16 protein-coding genes are annotated in these 17,878 nt (G+C 67.0%); 10 read left to right on the forward strand and 6 right to left on the reverse strand.

Features of this window, described 5'->3' with window-relative positions; all coding sequences use genetic code 11:
* Positions 1-36 precede the first annotated feature (36 nt).
* Positions 37-1,341: an ABC transporter substrate-binding protein gene (locus J3R73_RS31415; RefSeq protein WP_307436922.1), complete on the reverse strand. Its 1,305-nt coding sequence runs from the start codon at positions 1,339-1,341 to the stop codon at positions 37-39.
* A gap of 273 nt (positions 1,342-1,614) precedes the next feature.
* Between J3R73_RS31415 and J3R73_RS31420 the strand changes: the two genes are divergently transcribed.
* Positions 1,615-2,643, forward strand: coding sequence for a hypothetical protein (locus J3R73_RS31420; protein ID WP_307436925.1), 1,029 nt, complete (start codon positions 1,615-1,617; stop codon positions 2,641-2,643).
* Between the two features lie 24 nt (positions 2,644-2,667).
* On the opposite strand, the gene J3R73_RS31425 is transcribed toward J3R73_RS31420, so the two are convergent.
* From J3R73_RS31425 to J3R73_RS31435, 3 genes are all read right to left on the reverse strand, one after another.
* Positions 2,668-3,297, reverse strand: a complete 630-nt coding sequence (locus J3R73_RS31425) for an isochorismatase family protein (RefSeq protein ID WP_307436927.1) — start codon at positions 3,295-3,297, stop codon at positions 2,668-2,670.
* A 38-nt stretch (positions 3,298-3,335) separates the two neighbouring features.
* Positions 3,336-4,349, reverse strand: a complete 1,014-nt coding sequence (locus J3R73_RS31430; RefSeq protein WP_307436930.1) for an ornithine cyclodeaminase family protein — start codon at positions 4,347-4,349, stop codon at positions 3,336-3,338.
* 232 nt (positions 4,350-4,581) lie between these two features.
* Entirely contained in the window at positions 4,582-5,484 is a 903-nt protein-coding gene (locus J3R73_RS31435) for a LysR family transcriptional regulator (RefSeq protein ID WP_307436932.1), read from the reverse strand.
* Between the two features lie 558 nt (positions 5,485-6,042).
* Here J3R73_RS31435 and J3R73_RS31440 point away from each other — a divergent pair.
* From J3R73_RS31440 to hydA, 9 genes are all read left to right on the forward strand, one after another.
* Positions 6,043-7,326 (forward strand): ABC transporter substrate-binding protein, encoded by a 1,284-nt coding sequence (locus J3R73_RS31440; protein ID WP_307436935.1) that lies wholly within the window; start codon positions 6,043-6,045, stop codon positions 7,324-7,326.
* An 86-nt stretch (positions 7,327-7,412) separates the two neighbouring features.
* Positions 7,413-8,273: an ABC transporter permease gene (locus J3R73_RS31445; protein WP_307436937.1), complete on the forward strand. Its 861-nt coding sequence runs from the start codon at positions 7,413-7,415 to the stop codon at positions 8,271-8,273.
* Complete coding sequence (locus J3R73_RS31450) at positions 8,273-9,103, forward strand: ABC transporter permease (RefSeq protein WP_307436940.1); 831 nt, start codon at positions 8,273-8,275, stop codon at positions 9,101-9,103. Before J3R73_RS31445 ends, J3R73_RS31450 begins: the two co-directional genes overlap by 1 nt.
* Complete coding sequence (locus J3R73_RS31455; RefSeq protein WP_307436943.1) at positions 9,103-10,293, forward strand: ABC transporter ATP-binding protein; 1,191 nt, start codon at positions 9,103-9,105, stop codon at positions 10,291-10,293. Before J3R73_RS31450 ends, J3R73_RS31455 begins: the two co-directional genes overlap by 1 nt.
* Before the next feature lie 156 nt (positions 10,294-10,449).
* Positions 10,450-11,844, forward strand: a complete 1,395-nt coding sequence (locus tag J3R73_RS31460; protein ID WP_307436945.1) for an amidase family protein — start codon at positions 10,450-10,452, stop codon at positions 11,842-11,844.
* A gap of 42 nt (positions 11,845-11,886) precedes the next feature.
* Positions 11,887-12,291: a carboxymuconolactone decarboxylase family protein gene (locus J3R73_RS31465; protein WP_307436947.1), complete on the forward strand. Its 405-nt coding sequence runs from the start codon at positions 11,887-11,889 to the stop codon at positions 12,289-12,291.
* Positions 12,288-13,193: an NAD(P)-dependent oxidoreductase gene (locus J3R73_RS31470; RefSeq protein ID WP_307436949.1), complete on the forward strand. Its 906-nt coding sequence runs from the start codon at positions 12,288-12,290 to the stop codon at positions 13,191-13,193. Before J3R73_RS31465 ends, J3R73_RS31470 begins: the two co-directional genes overlap by 4 nt.
* Before the next feature lie 11 nt (positions 13,194-13,204).
* Positions 13,205-14,143 (forward strand): N-carbamoyl-D-amino-acid hydrolase, encoded by a 939-nt coding sequence (locus J3R73_RS31475; protein WP_307436951.1) that lies wholly within the window; start codon positions 13,205-13,207, stop codon positions 14,141-14,143.
* A 74-nt stretch (positions 14,144-14,217) separates the two neighbouring features.
* Positions 14,218-15,675, forward strand: a complete 1,458-nt coding sequence (hydA, locus tag J3R73_RS31480) for a dihydropyrimidinase (protein WP_307436954.1) — start codon at positions 14,218-14,220, stop codon at positions 15,673-15,675.
* A gap of 50 nt (positions 15,676-15,725) precedes the next feature.
* Here the strand turns inward: hydA and J3R73_RS31485 are convergent, their stop codons facing one another.
* Complete coding sequence (locus J3R73_RS31485; RefSeq protein ID WP_307436956.1) at positions 15,726-17,129, reverse strand: MmgE/PrpD family protein; 1,404 nt, start codon at positions 17,127-17,129, stop codon at positions 15,726-15,728.
* Between the two features lie 47 nt (positions 17,130-17,176).
* Positions 17,177-17,590, reverse strand: a complete 414-nt coding sequence (locus J3R73_RS31490; RefSeq protein ID WP_307436958.1) for a DUF3830 family protein — start codon at positions 17,588-17,590, stop codon at positions 17,177-17,179.
* Positions 17,591-17,878: the final 288 nt, after the last annotated feature.

Here is a 17,878-nt window from a genome sequence, read left to right on the forward strand (position 1 = left end):
GCGGAGCCGCCGCGCCGGCATGCCTGTTGCGCCGGCCTATTTGCCGAGGGCCTTGTCGGTCGCGGCCTGGACCGCGGCGAGCGCCGCTTCTGGCTGGAGGCTGCCGTCGGCGACGCCGGCGAGCGCGTTGTCGAGCGCTTCGGCGACCGCAGGCTGGGCGAAGCGCTGGTTCTCCGCCTTGGGCAGGTCGGTCATGAAGCGCGCTGACATCGCCTTCACATGGTCGGAGACGTCGCCCTTGGGCTCATGGCCGGCGAAGGCGGGCAGGTCGTTGAGATCGTTCAGCGCTTCCTGCAGCGCCTCGCCATTGGTGAGGGAGGCGAGGAAGGTCCATGCGGCGGGATTCCTGGCGCCGTTCTTGGTCAGCCCGTAGCCGATGTCGATGCCGCCGACCGGCGGACTGGCTCCGGGCGCGCCGGCAACGGCCGGCAGGTAGAAGAAGTCGAAGCCATCCATGTTCTGGATATATTGGGAGAGCGGGGGCGGGAACTTGCTCTCCTGCATCCACCAGGAGCCGAGCGCCATCATCCCCACCCGGGCCTGAGCGAAGAGCTGCGCGCCGGTCGGATAGGCATGGGCACCGAGCGCGCCCTGCTGGAAGATGCCGTCGTCGAACAGGCCCTTCCAGGCCTTCATGGCGGAAACCAGCTCCGGCGAGGTCCATTTCGCCGTGCCCGCCTGGGCCTTGTCGACGATGCCGGCCGAGAACTGGTTGGCGAGCATGAGGAAGACGTTCTCGTTCTGCCAGCCGTCGGCGGCGCCCTGGAACATCGGGATGTAGCCGCCCGCGGTGAGCGCCTTGGCCGCCGCCTTCAGCTCGTCATAGGTCTTGGGGACGCCGAGCTTCAGCGTCTCGAAGAGCTTGCGGTTGTACCAGATGCAGAGCACCTGGGATTCCTGCGGCACGATGTAATAGTTCTCGTCGCCCTGCGGATTGCCCATCAGCATCTGCTTGCGGTTGACCGGGAAGACCTTGTCGGCCCAGCCGGCGCCCCACGCCTTGGCCGCGAGATCGTTCACCGGCGCCAGGTCGTCGCGATATTGCTGGGTGAGGGAGCCCGGCTGCAGGCCGATCACGTCGGGCAGGCTGCCCGAGGCCGCCGCCGCCTTCAGGGCGGTGATGTATTCGGGCGAATAGTTGTAATAGGTGTAATTCACCTTGACGTCGGGATGCTGCTTTTCGAAAGCCGCGATCGACTTCTGCATCGTGCTCTGGATGAACCACGACCAGACGGTGACTTCCTTCTGCTGCGCTTGCGCCGATGGGGCGGCGAGCCCGGTTCCGAGCAGCGCCGCGGCGGCGAGGCCGACAAGCCTTCGCAGGCCCTTGATCCTTGTCATGACGTTTCCCTATCGTGTGTTTTTATTGTCTGCGTCGGGCCGTGAACCGACATTCGGCGGGCCTCCGTCCCCGGGGCCGTTCCTCCTCCCTTTCATCCGCTGCCTGCCGCACGGGCTTCCGCGCGGGGGCTGCAAAATATTTTTATCTCTGAATCAATAAAAAGGAATTTTCTTTTTCCTGCAAGCGAAGATATTCCCTGCACGGAGCAAGCGCGTGCCGCGGCCTCGCGGCGTGCGCGATGCGTCCGATGAACCCGACCCCAAGGATCCCCGATGACCCGTTTCGACCAGAAGCTCGCCCGTATCCGTTCCGGCGCCTATACGCGCTCCGATTTCATCATCGCCGACGCCAAGGACAGCGACATGGGCCCCAGCATGACCTGGTCCGGGCCGCTGCGCGCCAAGGACGGCACGGCGACGCGCAACCGCACCCGCCCCGAATGGCTCGACCAGATCCAGGCGGTGATCGAGCAGGACGTCGTGGACATCATGCTGACCTCGATCTCCAACCTGGAAGCGCTGCAGGAGCGGGGGGCGTTCCGCGACAGCGCGGTCAAGCCGGCGATCCGCGCCAACGACACGACCGACATCTGGGTGATGCGCGGAGCCACCTATGTGCGCCAGCCCTCGCGCCCCTTCCGCACCGCCTCGCTGTCGCGGGTGACCACGGGCACGCCGGCGCCGGCGCCGGGGGCGCCTCTCGTCGGCACCGATCTCGGGCTCTATTCCGTCACCTTCAACAACGACCTCGATGCCGACTGCATGTCGCTCCAGGCGTTCTCCGATTTCCGCGCGGATGCCGCCGCCAACAATTTCAAGTACTTCCTCGAAGTGTTCAACCCGAACGTCGACACGGGCATCGATGCCGACATCCTGCCGCACTACATCAACGACTGCATCCTGCGCTGCCTGGCGGGCGTCACCAAAGCGGATCGGCCGCAATTCCTGAAGATCGCCTATAACGGCCCGGCGGCGCTGGAGGAACTGGCCTCCTATGACCCGAGCCTCGTCGTCGGCGTCCTCGGCGGCGGCGCCGGCACCACCCGCGACTGCTACGAGCTGCTCGCCCAGGCCGAGCGCTACGGCGCGCGCGTCGCCCTGTTCGGGCGCAAGATCAACCTGGCGGAGTCGCCGCTCGACATGGTCACCCATATGCGCGCGGTCGTCTCGGGCGATCTCGCGCCGTCGGCGGCGGTGAAATCCTATCACGCGGCGCTGGGCAGGCAGGGCATCAAGCCTTATCGCAGCCTGGAGGACGACGACGTGGTCACCGAGGCGGCGCTCAAGCACGCGCAGGGCTGAGAAGGGCGGATTGCGCTCCGCCTTTCACGTCGCGGCCGGCCGGTCCAGCGCCGCGACGATCTCCGCCCCGGAGAGCAGGTCGGCATATTTCTGGCCGATGTCGAAGAGGTTGGCGGCATGCGGTCCGAGGGCGCGGTCGCCGACGGCGTCGTGCGCGACGACGGTGCGCAGGTTCATGCTGATCGCGTCGACCACGCTGGCGCGCACGCAGCCGCTGGTGGTGCAGCCGGCGACGACGAGCGTGTCGATGCCGCGCAGCGTCAGCAGCCCCGCCAGCGGCGTGTGGAAGAAGGCGGAGGCCTGCGTCTTGCGGATGACGATCTCGCCGGCGCGCGGCGCCAGTTCGTCGACGACCTGGCTGGCCTGCGCGCTCTCCGTCAGCTCGCGCAGGCGCGGCACCTTCTCGCACCAGATGCCGGCGTCCGAGCCGTCCTCGGCATAGACGATGCGGGTGAAGATGACGGGCAGGCCCCGGCGCCTGAAATCGGCCAAAAGCGGGATCGTGGCCCGGACGGCCTCCGCGATGTTGCCGCCGCCCAGGATGGCGGGATCGGTGAAGCCGTTGACGAAGTCGATCACCAGCAGCGCGGGCGCCCGGCCGAAGCCGGTCGCCTGGCCGAAACGCTGGCTGCGGTAGATGTCGTCGCTGTCCATGGCTCGCGCGTCCCTGGCGGATGGCCCGGCCCGGGGGCTCAGGTCGAGATCATCTTCTTCTCGATGCCGACGCCGGCTTCGACAGCGCGCCTGTATTCGAGCGGCACCGTCGCCGAATCCTGCAGGGCGATGCCGGTGGAATCGAAGATCGTGATCTCCTCGTCCGAGGTCCGCCCCGGCTTGCGGCCGGTGACGATCTCGCCGATCTCCCCGGCGATGTCGCTCTCGGTGATCAGCCCCTCGGACAGCGGCACGTTGATCTCGCCGTCGGTGCGGCATTGGCGGATGTCGTCGACGAAGATGCGGGCGCGCGTCAGCAGCGTGCCCTCGAGCTCCTGGTCGCCCTTCTTGTCGGCGCCGACGGCGGCGATGTGGGTGCCGGGCGAAATCCACGCCGCCTTGACGATCGGCCCGCGCGCCGGGGTGACGGTGACGACGACGTCGGCGCCGCGCACGACCGCCTCCAGATCGGTCGATGGCTTGATCTCGAAGCCGTCATATTTGGGCTGCTGCTGCTTGACGAAGCGGTCGAGCGTGTCCGCGCTGCGGCTCCAGACGCGCACCTCTTCCCAGGGGAAGACGGCGTTGCAGGTCGCGAGCGTGCCCTCCGCCATATGCCCGGCGCCGACGATGGCGAGCCGGCGCGAATCCTTGCGTGCCATCCATTTGGCCGACACCGCCGCTGCCGCGCCGGTGCGCATGACGGTGTGATAGCTGCCGTCGACGATGGCGAGCGGAAAGCCCGTCTCCGGCTCGGTGTAGATCAGGATCGAGAACACGGTCGGCAGGTTGTAGCGTTCGCGGTTGTGCTCGCGGATCGACACCCATTTGCAGGCGGCGGCGTGCGGCTCCTCGATATAGGAGGGCATCGCCTCCCATTCGCCGGCGAAGCGGTCGAGCACGATATGGCCCTTGGGGTCCATGTAGTAGCGGCCCTCGCCATGCATGCGGTAGGCCTGCTCGACGCAGTCATTATATTCGCCCGGCGTGAGCAGGCCGACCATTTCGCTGCGCCCCAGGATCAGCGTCTTGCGGTTCGCCCAGTTCTCCATGCGGTTTCCCCCAACCTCTCCGAGTTGCGCCATCCGCGACTATCAGCGGCCCCGCCGCATTCGGCCCGTAAAGGCCGGCCTTCGTCAATCGCTTTTCGCAGGACCGGACGAGGTCGGAGAGTCGATCACCGATCGACCTCCCATCGCGGCGTGCCCTGCAATCCCAGGAGGACGATCGCCGCTCCCGTTGCATTCCCGCGGCGAGACGAGCGCTCGCGGTCCTGCGTCCCGCTCACGCGGCGGCGGTCTCCCTGCCGACTTTCTCGCTCGTTTCGATGAAGCGCCGCATGGCGGCGTTGAGGCTGGAGCGCCGCCAGGCCAGATGGGTCTCGACCAGGGTGCCGGGGTCGGTCAGGATCGGCCGGGCGGCGATGGCGTCGCCGCAGAAGCGGGGAATGCCGCAGAAGACGGTGATGCCCACACCCGCGGTCACCAGGCCGAGGATGCCGGTCAGGCTGGAGGCCTCCTGGCTCACCGTCATCACCTGGCCGGCCTTCTGGAACATGTCGATGACGACGCGGCGCAGGGTCGGCCATTCCGAATCGGTGCCCATCACCAGAGGTTCGCAGGCGAGGTCCTCCACGGTGAGATGCTCCCTGGCCGCGAGCGGGTGGCCGACGGGCAGCAGCGCCATCACGTCATGGGCGGCGATGTAGCGCGATTCGATCTCGGCATTCTGGAACGAGCCGACGATGAAGCCGAGATCGATCTCGTCCTGCAGGATCTGGTCGCGCATGGCGGCCGAGGGCATGTAGGTGAGCTCCAGCCGCACGTCGGGATTGTGCTTGCGGAATTCCCGCGCGATGTCCGGGACGAGCGAATGGCCGGTGATGGTGGTGTAGCCGATCCGGAGGATCGCCTTGGTGCCGGAGGCGAGCAGCCGGACCGTCTGTTCGGCGAGGGCGACCCGGCGCAGGATGTCCTGCGCCGCCTCCAGGATGTAGCGGCCCGATTCCGTCAGCCGGACCTGGCGCGTGGTCCGTTCGAGGAGCTTGACCCCCAGCCTGTCCTCCAGTTCGATGACGATGCGGCTGACGGCCGGCTGCGCCATGGTCAGCCTGGCGGCTGCGCGATGGAAGTTGAGCTCTTCCGCCACGGCGACGAAGGTGGAGAGATGCTTGAGGTCATAGCGCATATTGATGCCAAATTCATATCAATCATCGCGAAAACATTATTTAACACGCCATTTTTCAATGTCTACTATCTCCGTCAACTGACAAAAAGTCGAGTGGGAACAAAGAGAAAGCGTTGGATGAACGGGTTTTCGCCGCCGTTTTCGTACCGCAGGAGGCCCTGGCCCGTGCAGTATCGAATGTAATCCGAACCGGGGGCATGAAGCCCCGCCGGTGGGCTTGGCTGTGACCGGACCGCAGGTTTCGGGCGCGGACGGCGACCGCGGGCGATGCGATGGCGCGGCAGGCCGGGGGGAAGAACGAGCCTGGAAGCCTGCCGAAAAGCGCCTCGATCACGCAATGATAGATTGCATCGAAGGCTCCGGGCCTGCGAAAGTGGTGGCGTTCGGCGGCGGATCGCCGGGGCGTGACGCTGCGGGCAGGCCGCACCGGTTCATGCCGATCGGTCATGGGGGAATGCGGCTGCCCGGATGCCGCCGGGGCGAGGTGTCTCGCAAGGCGGGAATCCGGAGGCGGCGCATTGGTAGAACGGCTGCTCAATGAAACAGAAGGGAACGACAATGAAAAAAACGGGTGAAATTCTGGACAAGGTGATCTCGCGCCGGGCCGTCCTCAAGGGCGGCGCGGTGGCCGCCGCGTCCACCGTCATCGGCGCGCCGACGGTGTGGGCGCAGACCATCAAGGACATCACGCTGAACCATACCGGCATGTCCTACTCGGTCCTCGCCGATATCGGCCGGCAGGCGCAGAAGGATCTCGGCTTCAAGATCGAGATGTCGGTGGTGGACCATCCGGGCCTGCTCAACCGCATGGCCAACGATCCCAACTCGATCGACATCTGCGACATGGAGATCTGGCAGAGCAAGGTCCTGGTGCCCCAGGACGTGCTGCACGGCATCGAAGTCTCGAAGATCAAGGCCTGGGGCGACCTGACCCCGCTCTATACGGAAGGCACCTTCGCCGGCAAGGAAGTCTCGCGCGAAGGCGATTCGCCGATCAAGTTCATCTATCGCGAGGCCAAGGACACGGCCGGCTTCGCCAAGAGCAAGACCGATTTCGTCAATTTCGTGCCGAGCGTGTTCAACGCCGACACGCTCGGCATCCGTCCCGATCTCACCGGCCGGCCGATCACCAGCTGGGCCGACCTGATCTCCCCGGACTTCAAGGGCAAGGCCGCCATCCAGAACGTGCCGACCAACGGCATCATGGACGCGATGATGGCCTTCGAGGCCGCCGGCATCCTGAAATATGCCGACAAGGGCAATCCCACCCAGGAAGAACTCGGCGCCACCATCGGCAAGCTGATCGAATTGAAGAAGGGCGGCCATTTCCGCGCGCTGTGGAGCACCTTCGACGAGTCGATCAACCTGATGGCGTCCGGCGAGGTGGTGATCCAGTCGATGTGGTCGCCGGCGGTGACGGCGGTGCAGACCCAGGGCATCAAATGCACCTATCAGCCGCTGAAGGAAGGCTATCGCGGCTGGGGCAACGGCCTCGGCATCGTCTCCCATGTCGACGGCATCAAGCTCGACGCCGCCTATGAATATCTCAACTGGTACAATTCCGGCTGGGTCGGCGGCTTCATCGCCAAGCAGGGCTATTACAGCGCCAATCCGAAGACGGCGAAGGCGGCGCTGTCCGACAATGAGCGCGGCTTCTTCTACGAGGGCAAGCCGGCGACGGCGGATATCACCTCGCCGACCGGCCAGAAGACCAATTCGGCCGGCGACGTGCGCGACGGCGGTTCGTTCGAGGAGCGCTTCTCCAAGGTGGCGGTCTGGAACAACCTGATGGACCAGGCCGAATATCTCTACGCCAAGTGGAACGAGTTCAACGCGGCCTGACCGCCAGCCGCGACCCCGGACACGTTTTTCTGCACGGAGGGCGGTGATGCCGCCCTCCGTTTCGACAGTGGTTCCATGGCGATGCAATGACGAAGAAAACAGCTGCCTCCTACCTCCAAGTCGCGCCCCTGACGCTTGTCCTGGCGATGTTCTTCGTCGTGCCGATCGCGCTGGTCGTCGTGGTGAGCTTCTTCCGCTACCAGATGCTGGTCGGCATCGTGCGGACCTTCACGCTCAAGAACTATATCGACCTTCTGTCCAGCCCGACGACATGGGCGCTCTATCTGTCGACCGTGAAGTTCACGCTGATCGTGCTCGTCCTCACCTTCGTGATCGGCTTCTGGATCGCCTATTTCCTGGTGTTCCATGTGCGCAACCTCGTGGTCGCGATCGGGCTCTTCCTGCTGTGCACGATCCCGTTCTGGACGTCGAACATCATCCGCATGATCTCGTGGCGCCCGATCCTCGGCAAGGAAGGGCTGATCAACAACGCGTTGATCCATACCGGCATCATCGACCAGCCGCTCAACTGGCTGCTCTATTCCGATTTCTCGGTGGTCGTCGCCTATGTCCACCTCTTCACCATGTTCATGATCGTGCCGATCTTCAATTCGATGGCGCGCATCGACAAATCCCTGCTGGAGGCGGCGATCGATGCCGGCGCCAACCGCTGGGGCGTCGTCTGGAACGTGGTGCTGCCGCTGTGCAAGACCGGCATCGCGCTCGGCGCCCTGTTCGTGGTGACGCTGGTGATGGGCGACTTCTTCGTCGTCACCGTGATGAGCGGCGGGCTTTCGGGTTCGGCGACGTCGGGCATCTTCAACGACCTGCAGATCCTCAATTATCCGCGCGCGGCCGCCAATGCCGTCCTCCTGCTCATCATCGTGCTTCTCATCGCCGCCGCCATCTTCAGGCTCGTCGACGTGCGCAAGGAACTGGTACGGTAATGTCGCTTCCTTCCTCCCCCGGCAGCCGGCCCTGGACCTTCTATGTCCTGGCCGCCTTCTTCACCCTGTTCGTCATCTTTCTCTACGGGCCGATGATCTCGGTGCTCGTACTGTCGTTCCAGGGTCCCAACGCCTCGCTGGTCTTCCCGCTGCGCGATCCCTCGACCATGTGGTTCGACGAATTGTTCAACCCGCGCCGGACCGGCGACGTGGTCGGCGCCTTCGACCGGTCGCTGCCGCTCGCGCTGATCGTGATGGTGCTGACGGTGCTGATCTCGGTGACGGCCGGCTTCGCTTTCCGCCGGCGTTTCCTCGGCGCCAGCCTGATCTTCTATACCGCGATCGCCAGCCTGATCGTGCCCGGCCTGGTGCTGTCGATCGGCATCCTCGTCACGTTCAAATATCTTCTCGGGCAGTCGGCAGCCTGGTACACCTCGGCCCTCGGCGCGCATCTGTCCTGGGCGCTTCCCTTCGGCCTGCTGATCATGTTCGCCATCCTCGGACGCCTCAACCCGTCCTATGAGGAGGCCGCCTACGATCTCGGCGCCAGCCGCTGGCAGACCGTCAAATCGGTCGTGGTGCCGATCGTCTTCCCCGGCGTGATCGCGGTGGCGCTGTTCGGCTTCACCCTGTCCTACGACGAATTCCCGAGGAGCTGGCTGACCGTCGGTCCCAAGAACACGCTGCCGCTCGAGATCTGGACGATGACGACCAACGTCACCTCGCCCGCCCTCTATGCGCTCGGCACCGTCACGACGATCGTTTCCTTCCTCGTCATCATATTGGCGCTCGGATCGATCCTCATCATTCAACGCAAGCGGTCGAGATAATGAACGACAGATCCGTTTCAGCCCAACCCGGCCCGGCCGCCGCGGGCCGGCAGGCGTCCGGCGAGATTCGCCTCACCCACATCACCAAGACGTTCGGCGAGTCCCATGCCGTCAAGGACATCAACCTGACGATCCCGCACGGGTCCTATTGCTGCCTGCTCGGACCGTCCGGCTGCGGCAAGACCACCATCCTGCGCATGATCGCCGGGCACGAGACGCCGAGCTCGGGCCAGATCTTCATCGGCGACCAGATGGTCGTCGGCAAGCCGCCGGTCGAGCGCGGCACGGCGATGATGTTCCAGAGCTACGCCCTGTTCCCGCATCTCTCCATCCTCGACAATGTCGCCTTCTACCTGAAGATGCGCGGCGTCGGGAAGGAGGAGCGGCGCGAGCGCGCGCACCGCATGCTGGAGCGCGTCCAGCTCGACCATCTGCGCAACCGCATGCCGGCGCAGCTCTCCGGCGGCCAGCAGCAGCGCGTGGCGCTGGCCCGCTCGCTGATCACCAATCCGAGGGTCCTGCTCCTCGACGAGCCGCTGTCGGCGCTCGACGAATTCCTCCGCCTGCAGATGCGCGGCGAATTGAAGGCGCTGCAGGCCGAGCTCGGCATCACCTTCGTCCACGTCACCCACACCCAGCCCGAGGCGATCGCGCTCGCCGACATGGTGGTGGTGATGGATACCGGGCGCATCGAGCAGGCGGCGACCGCCAATGACATCTTCAACCGTCCGACGACGCCCTATGTGGCCCGCTTCATGGGTGGCCAGAACGTGCTGACCGGCACGGTCGCCAGCGTCTCGGCCGCCGGCGTGCGCCTGGAGGGAACGCAGGGCGAAGCCTTCGACGTGCCGGTCGGCGGTGCGCCCGCCGCCGGCGCGCCGATGTCGATCTCGATCCGGCGCGACCGCATCCATGTCGCGAAGGCGACCGGCGAAGCGGCGCCGCTCGCACCCAACAGCGTCGCCGGGGTCGTGGAGGCGACGGAGTACCAGGGCAATTTCGTCAAGGTGAGCATCCTCGTCGCGGGCGGTTCCGCCTTCGTGGCGAACGTCGCCGACGAGGAGTTTTTCGCCGGGCCCGTCGGCCCGGGCGACCGGGTCGTCGCGAGCTGGAAGCCCGAGCAGGTGCATGTGCTGTCGAAGGTCGATTCGGGAGAGGCGCGCAAGCCCTACGCCGCCGGCGGACACTGACGAGCCGGAAGGCGGCGACAGCGGCCGGCGGGTTCGTGGCGGGTGAGGAATCGGGGAGGGCGCGCGCGGCGGGCGCTGCGTCGCCGATAGCGTTGTTTTGCGTTCGAGCACGCGTATCGCGGCATCGTCCGGACGCGTGGCCGACAGGAGAAGCCAGTGGCTGATATTGAAGACATTTCGAGGCGCACGGCGGTCGAGATCGGCCTTGCCTTCCGCAACGGCGAGACGACGCCGCCGGCGCTCGCCGACTATCTGCTCGGACGGATCGAAGCCTCGCGCGGCGACAACGTCTTCATCACGGTGACGGCCGCCCGCGCCATGCGGGAGGCGGAAGCCGCGGCGGCGCGCTACGAGCGCGGTCGCCCCCTGTCGCCGCTGGACGGCGTGCCGATCGCCTGGAAGGACCTCATCGACATCGAGGGCGCCCCGACCACCGGCGGCTCGCTGCTGTTCTCGCGGGAGGTGCCGAAGACGCGGGACCAGCAAAGCGCCGCCAACGCCGCCGCCGCCGGCATGGTCTGCCTCGGCAAGCTGAACCTGTCGGAGCTCGCCTTTTCCGGCCTCGGCCTCAATCCGCATTTCGGCACGCCGGTCAATCCGAACGACCGCGGCACGCATCGCGCCCCGGGCGGCTCGTCCTCCGGCTCGGGCGCTGCCGTCGCCGGCGGCCTCGCGCCCTGCGCCATCGGCACGGACACCGGCGGCTCGGTGCGCATTCCCGCCGCCTTCAACGGCATCGTCGGCTTCAAGACCAGCGAGGGGCGCCTCGACAAGACGGGCGTGATCCCGCTCTCCCGCACCCTCGACACCCTCGGCCCGCTCGGCCGCTCCGTCGCCGACTGCGCCGTGCTGGACATGGTGCTGCGCGGCGCCGTCACCGTCGAGGCGCGGCGGCGCGACCTGCGCGATCTGACGCTGCTGGTGCCCACCAACCACGTATGCGACCAGGCCGAGCCGGCGGTGCTCGCCAATTTCGAACAGGCGCTCGAGGCGCTCGCCCGCGGCGGCGCCACCATCGTCCGGGACAAGGTCGACGCCCTCGACGCGATCGCCGAGATGACGGCCCGCCACGGCACGCTGACGGCAGCGGAAGCCTATTTCGAGTATCGCGATGCCGTCGAGAGCGAAAAGGGCGGCGCCATGGACCGGCGCGTGCGCCACCGCATCCTGAGCGGCCGCCAGATGTCGGCCCACGACCTCGTTTCGATCGGGCGCATCCGCGAGAAGGCCATCGCCGATGTCGAGGCCCGGCTCGGCGGCGCCCTCCTGGTCATGCCGACCACGCCGGTGACGGCGCCGGAAGTCGCCCCGCTCGACGCCGACGACGCGCTCTTCCACGAGGTCAACCTCAGGACGCTGCGCAACACCTGGCTCGGCAACAATCTGCGGCTCTGCGGCTTGGCGATGCCGAACGGACGCGACCACAGGGGCCTGCCCACCAGCATCCTGTTTTCCGCCACGAATGGCGAGGACGACCGTCTCCTCGGCTTCGGCCTCGAGATCGAGCGCGCCCTCCAGGGCCTGTTCGAGCCGCTCGGCCGCGGAGCGTGAGTTGCAGGACGGCGGCCACGGCTGCCGAGAAGGAGGAACACCATGACGAGCGCGAAACCCCGGTCAGAGAAATTCGAGCGCGGCCTGAAGACGCGGCGCGCCGTGCTCGGGGCCGATTATGTCGACCGCTCGCTGGAGCAGGCCGACGATTTCAACTGGTCCATGCAGCAATTGACGACCGAATGGTGCTGGGACGAGATCTGGAACCGGCCCGGCCTCGACCGCCGCAGCCGCAGCATCCTCAATCTCGGCATGATCGCGGCCCTCAACCGCCCGCACGAGCTCAAGCTCCATATCCGCGGCGCCCTCAACAACGGGCTGAGCAAGGACGAGCTGAAGGAGATCTTCCTCCAAATCGGCGTCTATTGCGGCGTGCCGGCGGCGCTCGACTGCTTCCGCATCGCCAAGGAGGTCTTCAAGGAAATCGGGCAGGGAGACGCGACTTGACCGACGCCGCGCGGACGCAGGGACGGGCGATCGCCTTCGTCGGCCTCGGCATGATGGGCCTGCCGATGGCGACGCGGCTGGTCGAGGCCGGCTTCCGCGTGCAGGGCTGCGACGTTTCCGAGCCGGCGCGCTCTGCGCTGGCCGCGCGCGGCGGCCTCGCCTTCGCCACGCCCGGCGAGGCGGCGGCGGGCGCCTCGATCCTCGTCACCATGCTGCCGAACGGCGGCATCGTCCGCGACGCCGTCCTCGGCGCCGGCGGTGCGGCGGCGACGCTCGGCCCCGGAGCGCTCGTCGTCGACATGAGTTCGTCGGCGCCGATGGAGACGCGGGCGCTCGCCGCCGACCTCGCGGCGAAGGGCCTCGGCCTCGTCGACGCGCCGGTTTCCGGCGGCGTGCGGCGGGCCGTCGACGGCACGCTCGCCATCATGGCCGGCGGCGATCCGGCGCTGGTCGAGCGCGCCCGGCCGCTGCTCGATGCCATGGGCCGAAGCGTGATCCTGACCGGACCGGTCGGCTCCGGCCATGCGGTCAAGGCCCTGAACAACTATGTCTCGGCCGCCGGGCTCGCCGCCGCCTGCGAGGCGGCGATCATCGCCGAACGGTTCGGCGTCGACCCGAACGTGCTCGTCGACGTGCTCAACGTCTCGACGGGGCGCAACAATGCGACCGACGTGAAGATGAAGCCGTTCGTGCTGTCCGGCACCTTCGCCTCGGGCTTCTCGATGGCGCTGATGGCCAAGGACCTGCGCACGGCGGTCGACCTCGCCGAGCAACTCGCCATCGACGCCGAAGGCGCGCGCGGGGCCGCGGCGCTGTGGGCCGAGGCCTCGGCGGCGCTCGGCAAGGCCGCCGACCACACGGAGATCTACCGCTTTCTCGCCGGACGCGGGAAGCCGGAATAGGGAGGCCAGTCATGGCGAGGATCGTCCATACCGCATCGGCCCAGATGGGACCGATCGCGAAATCCGAAACCCGCAGGGATACGGTGAAGCGCCTGGTCGCGCTGATGCGCGAGGCCAAGGGCCGGGGCGCCGAGCTGGTGGTCTTCACCGAGCTCGCGCTCGTCACCTTCTTTCCGCGCTGGCTGATCGAGGACGAGGCGGAGCTCGACAGCTATTACGAGCGGCAGATGCCCGGGCCCGACACCCAGCCGCTGTTCGACGAGGCGAGGAAGCTCGGCATCGGCTTCTATCTCGGCTATGCCGAACTGGTGGTCGAGGATGGCCGCAAGCGCCGCTTCAACACCTCGATCCTGGTCGACCGCTCGGGCGGCATCGTCGGCAAATACCGCAAGGTGCATCTGCCCGGCCATGCCGCGCCGCAGCCCGGCCGCCGGCACCAGCATCTCGAAAAACGCTATTTCGAGCCCGGCAATCTGGGCTTTCCGGTCTGGCGCGCCTTCGACGGCGTGATGGGGATGTGCATCTGCAACGACCGCCGCTGGCCGGAGACCTACCGGGTGATGGGACTGCAGGGCGTCGAGATGGTGATGCTCGGCTACAACACGCCCTACGACCACACCGGCCATCCCGACATCGACGGCCTGACCCAGTTCCACAACCATCTCTCGATGCAGGCCGGCGCCTATCAGAACGCCACCTGGGTGATCGGCACCGCCAAATGCGGCATCGAGGAGGGATCCAACATGGTCGGGCAGAGCGTCATCGTCGCGCCGTCCGGCGAGATCGTCGCCATGGCGGTTTCGCTGGAGGACGAGATCATTACCGCCCGCTGCGACCTTGATCTCGGCAGGCGTTACCGCGAGACTATCTTCGACTTCGCGCGCCATCGCGAACCGGAAGCCTATCGGCTGATCGTCGAACGCAAGGGGGCCGTGCCGCCGGCCGCCTGAGGCAACGAGGACGCCGGAGCCGGTTCGCATCATCGGCGCGGCAGCGATATCGGGAACACAGAAGGAGCATACGCATGTCCACGGTCATCAAGGGCGGGACCATCGTCGCAGCCGATCGAACCTATGAGGCGGATATCCTCATCGAAGGGGAGAAGATCGCCGCGATCGGCGACAATCTGGCGGGCGACAATACGCTCGACGCGGACGGCGCCTATATCATCCCCGGCGGCATCGACCCGCACACCCATCTCGAAATGCCGTTCATGGGCACCACCGCGGCGGAGACCTGGGAGAGCGGCACCTTCGCGGCGCTGTCGGGCGGCACCACCACGGTGGTCGACTTCGTCATTCCCGGCCCCGAGGGCATGATCGCCGCGCTCGACGCCTGGGAGGAGCGGGCGCAGCGTCAGGCCTCGTCCGACTATTCGCTGCATATGTGCGTCAACGGCTGGTCGCAGAAGCATTTCGAGGAGATGGCCGAGGTGGTCGGCCGCGGCATCAACACCTTCAAGCACTTCATGGCCTATAAGGGCGCGCTGATGGTGAACGACGACGAGATGTTCGCCTCGTTCCAGCGCTGCGCAGCGCTCGGCGCCCTGCCGCTGGTGCATGCGGAGAACGGCGACATCATCGCCGCGCTCCAGCAGAAATACCTGGCCCTGGGGACCACCGGCCCGGAAGCGCACGCCTTCTCCCGCCCGCCGGAAGTGGAGGGCGAGGCCACCAACCGCGCCATCATGATCGCGGACGCGGCCGGCGTGCCGGTCTATATCGTGCACACCTCCTGCGAGCAGGCGCATGAAGCCATCCGCCGGGCCCGGCAGAAGGGCATGCGCGTCTATGGCGAGCCGCTGATCCAGCATCTGACGCTGGACGAGAGCGAATATTTCAATCCCGACTGGGACTATTCCGCCCGCCGGGTGATGAGCCCGCCCTTCCGTGACAAGAGCCATCAGGATTCGCTGTGGGCGGGCCTCGCGGCCGGCTCGCTCCAGGTGGTGGCGACGGACCATTGCGCCTTCACGACCGAGCAGAAGCGCACCGGCGTCAAGGACTTCACCAAGATCCCGAACGGCACCGGCGGCCTGGAGGACCGGCTTCCGGTGCTGTGGACCAAGGGCGTGGAGACGGGCCGGCTGACGCCGAACGAGTTCGTCGCGGTGACCTCGACCAACATCGCCCGCATCCTCAACATCTATCCGCAGAAGGGGGCCATCCTGCCGGGCTCCGACGCCGATCTCGTGGTCTTCGATCCCAAGCTGACGAAGAAGATCTCCGCGGCGTCGCAGAAGTCGATCATCGACTACAACGTGTTCGAGGGCGTCGAGGTCAAGGGCCTGCCGCGCTACACGCTGTCGCGCGGCGAGGTGGTGTGGTCGCACGGCAAGAACGACCAGCCCCGCCCCGGCCGCGGGCGCCTCGTCAAGCGCCCCGCCTTCCCGGCGGTCAACAAGGCGCTGTCGACCTGGAAGGAACTGGTCGCCCCGCGCCCGGTTGTGCGTTCGGCCGAGCACATGCCGATCGGCGTGTAAGGGGCGGTCACCGATCGACGGGGCGGGTCGCAGGCCCGCCCCTCACCGGCTCAGACCAGGCGGCCGACGGCGTTGCGGTCCGCGATCGACCACAGGCGCGGCATCAGCGCGTCGATGCCCGCGGCGTCGAGCATACCGCCATAGGCGGCGAGGCGGCGCGCCTTGGCGTCGGTCTCCGCCCGCGTCAGCGTGTTGCCGGGATCGCCCTTCGGCTCGTCGACCCTGCCCTCCAACACGGTGCCGTCGCCGGTGCGCAGCGACACCTTGCCGATCCAGCGGCGGGGATAGGCGGCGTCGACCTCGGGATCGAGCGCCATCTCGACCCGGTCCAGGAAGGCGCGGGCGGCCGGGTCGGAGAGATAGGCGTCGAACTCCGCCATGCCGGCGCGCCGATGCACGGCGATGAGCCCGAGCGTCGCCGGCATCGAGAACTTCGCCTGGTGCACGGTCTTCGGGTCGGTCACCGGCCCAAGCACGTCGATCGCGCCCTGGTGCACATGGGCGACGACATGCGCGATGGCCTCCGGCGAAAGGTCGTGCGCCTCGACGAGGCCGAGCAGCGCATCCGCCGCCGGATGGGTGTGGCGGCAGGAGGCATGGAACTTGAACGACGTCTCCAGCACGGTCCAGCGCGAGCCCAGGCGGTCGACGATCTTCTTGGGATCGGCGTCGCGCGACATGCCGGCGGCCATGCCCTGGGCGCCTTCCAGGATGCGCCGGGCGCCGGTGAAGCCCTCGGCGGCGAGGAAGGCGGCCGTCAGCCCGTCGGCGGCGGCCTTGGCGGTGTGGAGCTGCTTGGAATCGGCGGCGTCGCGCAGGAATTCCCACAGCCCGGCCGCCTGGGTGCCGGCCGAGCCGACGGCGTCGAGCATGGCCTTGGCGTCGAGGCCGAGCAGGCGCCCGGCGGCGACCGCGGCGGCGACGGTGCCCGCGGTGCCGGTAGTGTGGAAGACGCGGTAATGCGAACGCCCCAGGAACTCGCCGACCCGGATGCCGGCCTCGTAGCCGGCGACCGATGCCGCGAGGAAATCGCGTCCCGAGGCGCCGACATGCTGGGCCGTCGCCAGCGCGGCGGGAAACACCACGGCGGCCGGATGGAACACCGAGCCGTTGTGGACGTCGTCCTGCTCGGAGATGTGCGAGGCGGCGGCGTTCACCATCGCGGCGAAGAGCGGCGACGTCGTCCGGCGGGCGGTGAGGATCTCCGAGCGCCCGTCCTGCGGCCCCATCGCGGCGGCGAAGCGCTCGATCGCGCCGACGGCGCGCTGGCCGCCGCCCGACAGAGCGGAGCCGGCCCAGTCGACGAAGAAATCGACGGTGCGGTCGATCACCGCCGCCGGAATGTCCTCATAGCGCAGCGCCGCGGCGAAAGCGGCGAGATCGGCGCTCTCATGCCCGGTCGCCGCGCGCAGGGCGGGGTTGACGGCGGTGTCGCCGGCCGGAATCGCGTTCATGGTCACCTCGACGTTCGGCCCGCTTTCGCCGTCGTTCTTCCGGCGGATCAGGCGAGTTCGAAGACGATGGGCTGCGCGCCCTCCCAGAGGGCGAGGCGGCCGATCTCGGGCAGCTTGTCGAGGTTGGAGGTGATGGTGGCGAAATGGTTGCCGGCGAGCTGCCCCATCTTGCAGGCGAAGTGCACGCCGCCATAGCCGAGCAGGATCTCCGTCTCGCTGATGCCGCCGGGATAGAGGATGATCTGGCCGGGCGCCGGGTAGCTCGTATGATTCTCGTAGCCGACGCCGTAATCATAGTCGCCGAGCGGGATCCACACCGCTTCGCCGCTCCAGCGCACATGCACGACCTTGCTGTGGAAGGGCAGGCGGGCCTTGAAGGCCGCGCAGGTGTTCGGCGCCTTCGCCTCCTCGAGCGTGGCGTCGAACGACATTCCGGCGATCGTTATCTTCAGCGCAGTCATGATGTCTCCAGTCGGACGGATCGAGGCTGTTCTCTGCCGGAACGGGCGTCTTCTGCAACGGTGTTCGGCAATATAAATTCGGCATTAATTGATGCGGAATTCATATTTATGGAGGCCGTTGAGGTACTTAACTGCCTATCGAGAATAAAGAAAAAAGTGGATTTTTCAATCATGGCGTGATTTCAATTCCGCACCATTCGGACCAGCCGCCCCGGCGGTGAAAGAAGGAAATTGATATGGCCAAGAAGGAAATCATCTGCGCGTTCGGAACGGATATCGACTCCGTCG

The sequence above is a fragment of the Labrys monachus genome (genome assembly GCF_030814655.1).
In the GTDB taxonomy this organism is placed as follows: Bacteria; Pseudomonadota; Alphaproteobacteria; order Rhizobiales; family Labraceae; genus Labrys; species Labrys monacha.

What these genes read in the sequence shown, in the direction of transcription:
- J3R73_RS31415 (WP_307436922.1), bottom strand. Translation starts at nt 1,341, where the DNA reads ATGACAAGGATCAAGGGCCTGCGAAGGCTTGTCGGCCTCGCCGCCGCG.
- J3R73_RS31420 (WP_307436925.1), top strand. Translation starts at nt 1,615, where the DNA reads ATGACCCGTTTCGACCAGAAGCTCGCCCGTATCCGTTCCGGCGCCTAT.
- J3R73_RS31425 (WP_307436927.1), bottom strand. Translation starts at nt 3,297, where the DNA reads ATGGACAGCGACGACATCTACCGCAGCCAGCGTTTCGGCCAGGCGACC.
- J3R73_RS31430 (WP_307436930.1), bottom strand. Translation starts at nt 4,349, where the DNA reads ATGGAGAACTGGGCGAACCGCAAGACGCTGATCCTGGGGCGCAGCGAA.
- J3R73_RS31435 (WP_307436932.1), bottom strand. Translation starts at nt 5,484, where the DNA reads ATGCGCTATGACCTCAAGCATCTCTCCACCTTCGTCGCCGTGGCGGAA.
- J3R73_RS31440 (WP_307436935.1), top strand. Translation starts at nt 6,043, where the DNA reads ATGAAAAAAACGGGTGAAATTCTGGACAAGGTGATCTCGCGCCGGGCC.
- J3R73_RS31445 (WP_307436937.1), top strand. Translation starts at nt 7,413, where the DNA reads ATGACGAAGAAAACAGCTGCCTCCTACCTCCAAGTCGCGCCCCTGACG.
- J3R73_RS31450 (WP_307436940.1), top strand. Translation starts at nt 8,273, where the DNA reads ATGTCGCTTCCTTCCTCCCCCGGCAGCCGGCCCTGGACCTTCTATGTC.
- J3R73_RS31455 (WP_307436943.1), top strand. Translation starts at nt 9,103, where the DNA reads ATGAACGACAGATCCGTTTCAGCCCAACCCGGCCCGGCCGCCGCGGGC.
- J3R73_RS31465 (WP_307436947.1), top strand. Translation starts at nt 11,887, where the DNA reads ATGACGAGCGCGAAACCCCGGTCAGAGAAATTCGAGCGCGGCCTGAAG.
- J3R73_RS31475 (WP_307436951.1), top strand. Translation starts at nt 13,205, where the DNA reads ATGGCGAGGATCGTCCATACCGCATCGGCCCAGATGGGACCGATCGCG.
- hydA (WP_307436954.1), top strand. Translation starts at nt 14,218, where the DNA reads ATGTCCACGGTCATCAAGGGCGGGACCATCGTCGCAGCCGATCGAACC.
- J3R73_RS31485 (WP_307436956.1), bottom strand. Translation starts at nt 17,129, where the DNA reads ATGAACGCGATTCCGGCCGGCGACACCGCCGTCAACCCCGCCCTGCGC.
- J3R73_RS31490 (WP_307436958.1), bottom strand. Translation starts at nt 17,590, where the DNA reads ATGACTGCGCTGAAGATAACGATCGCCGGAATGTCGTTCGACGCCACG.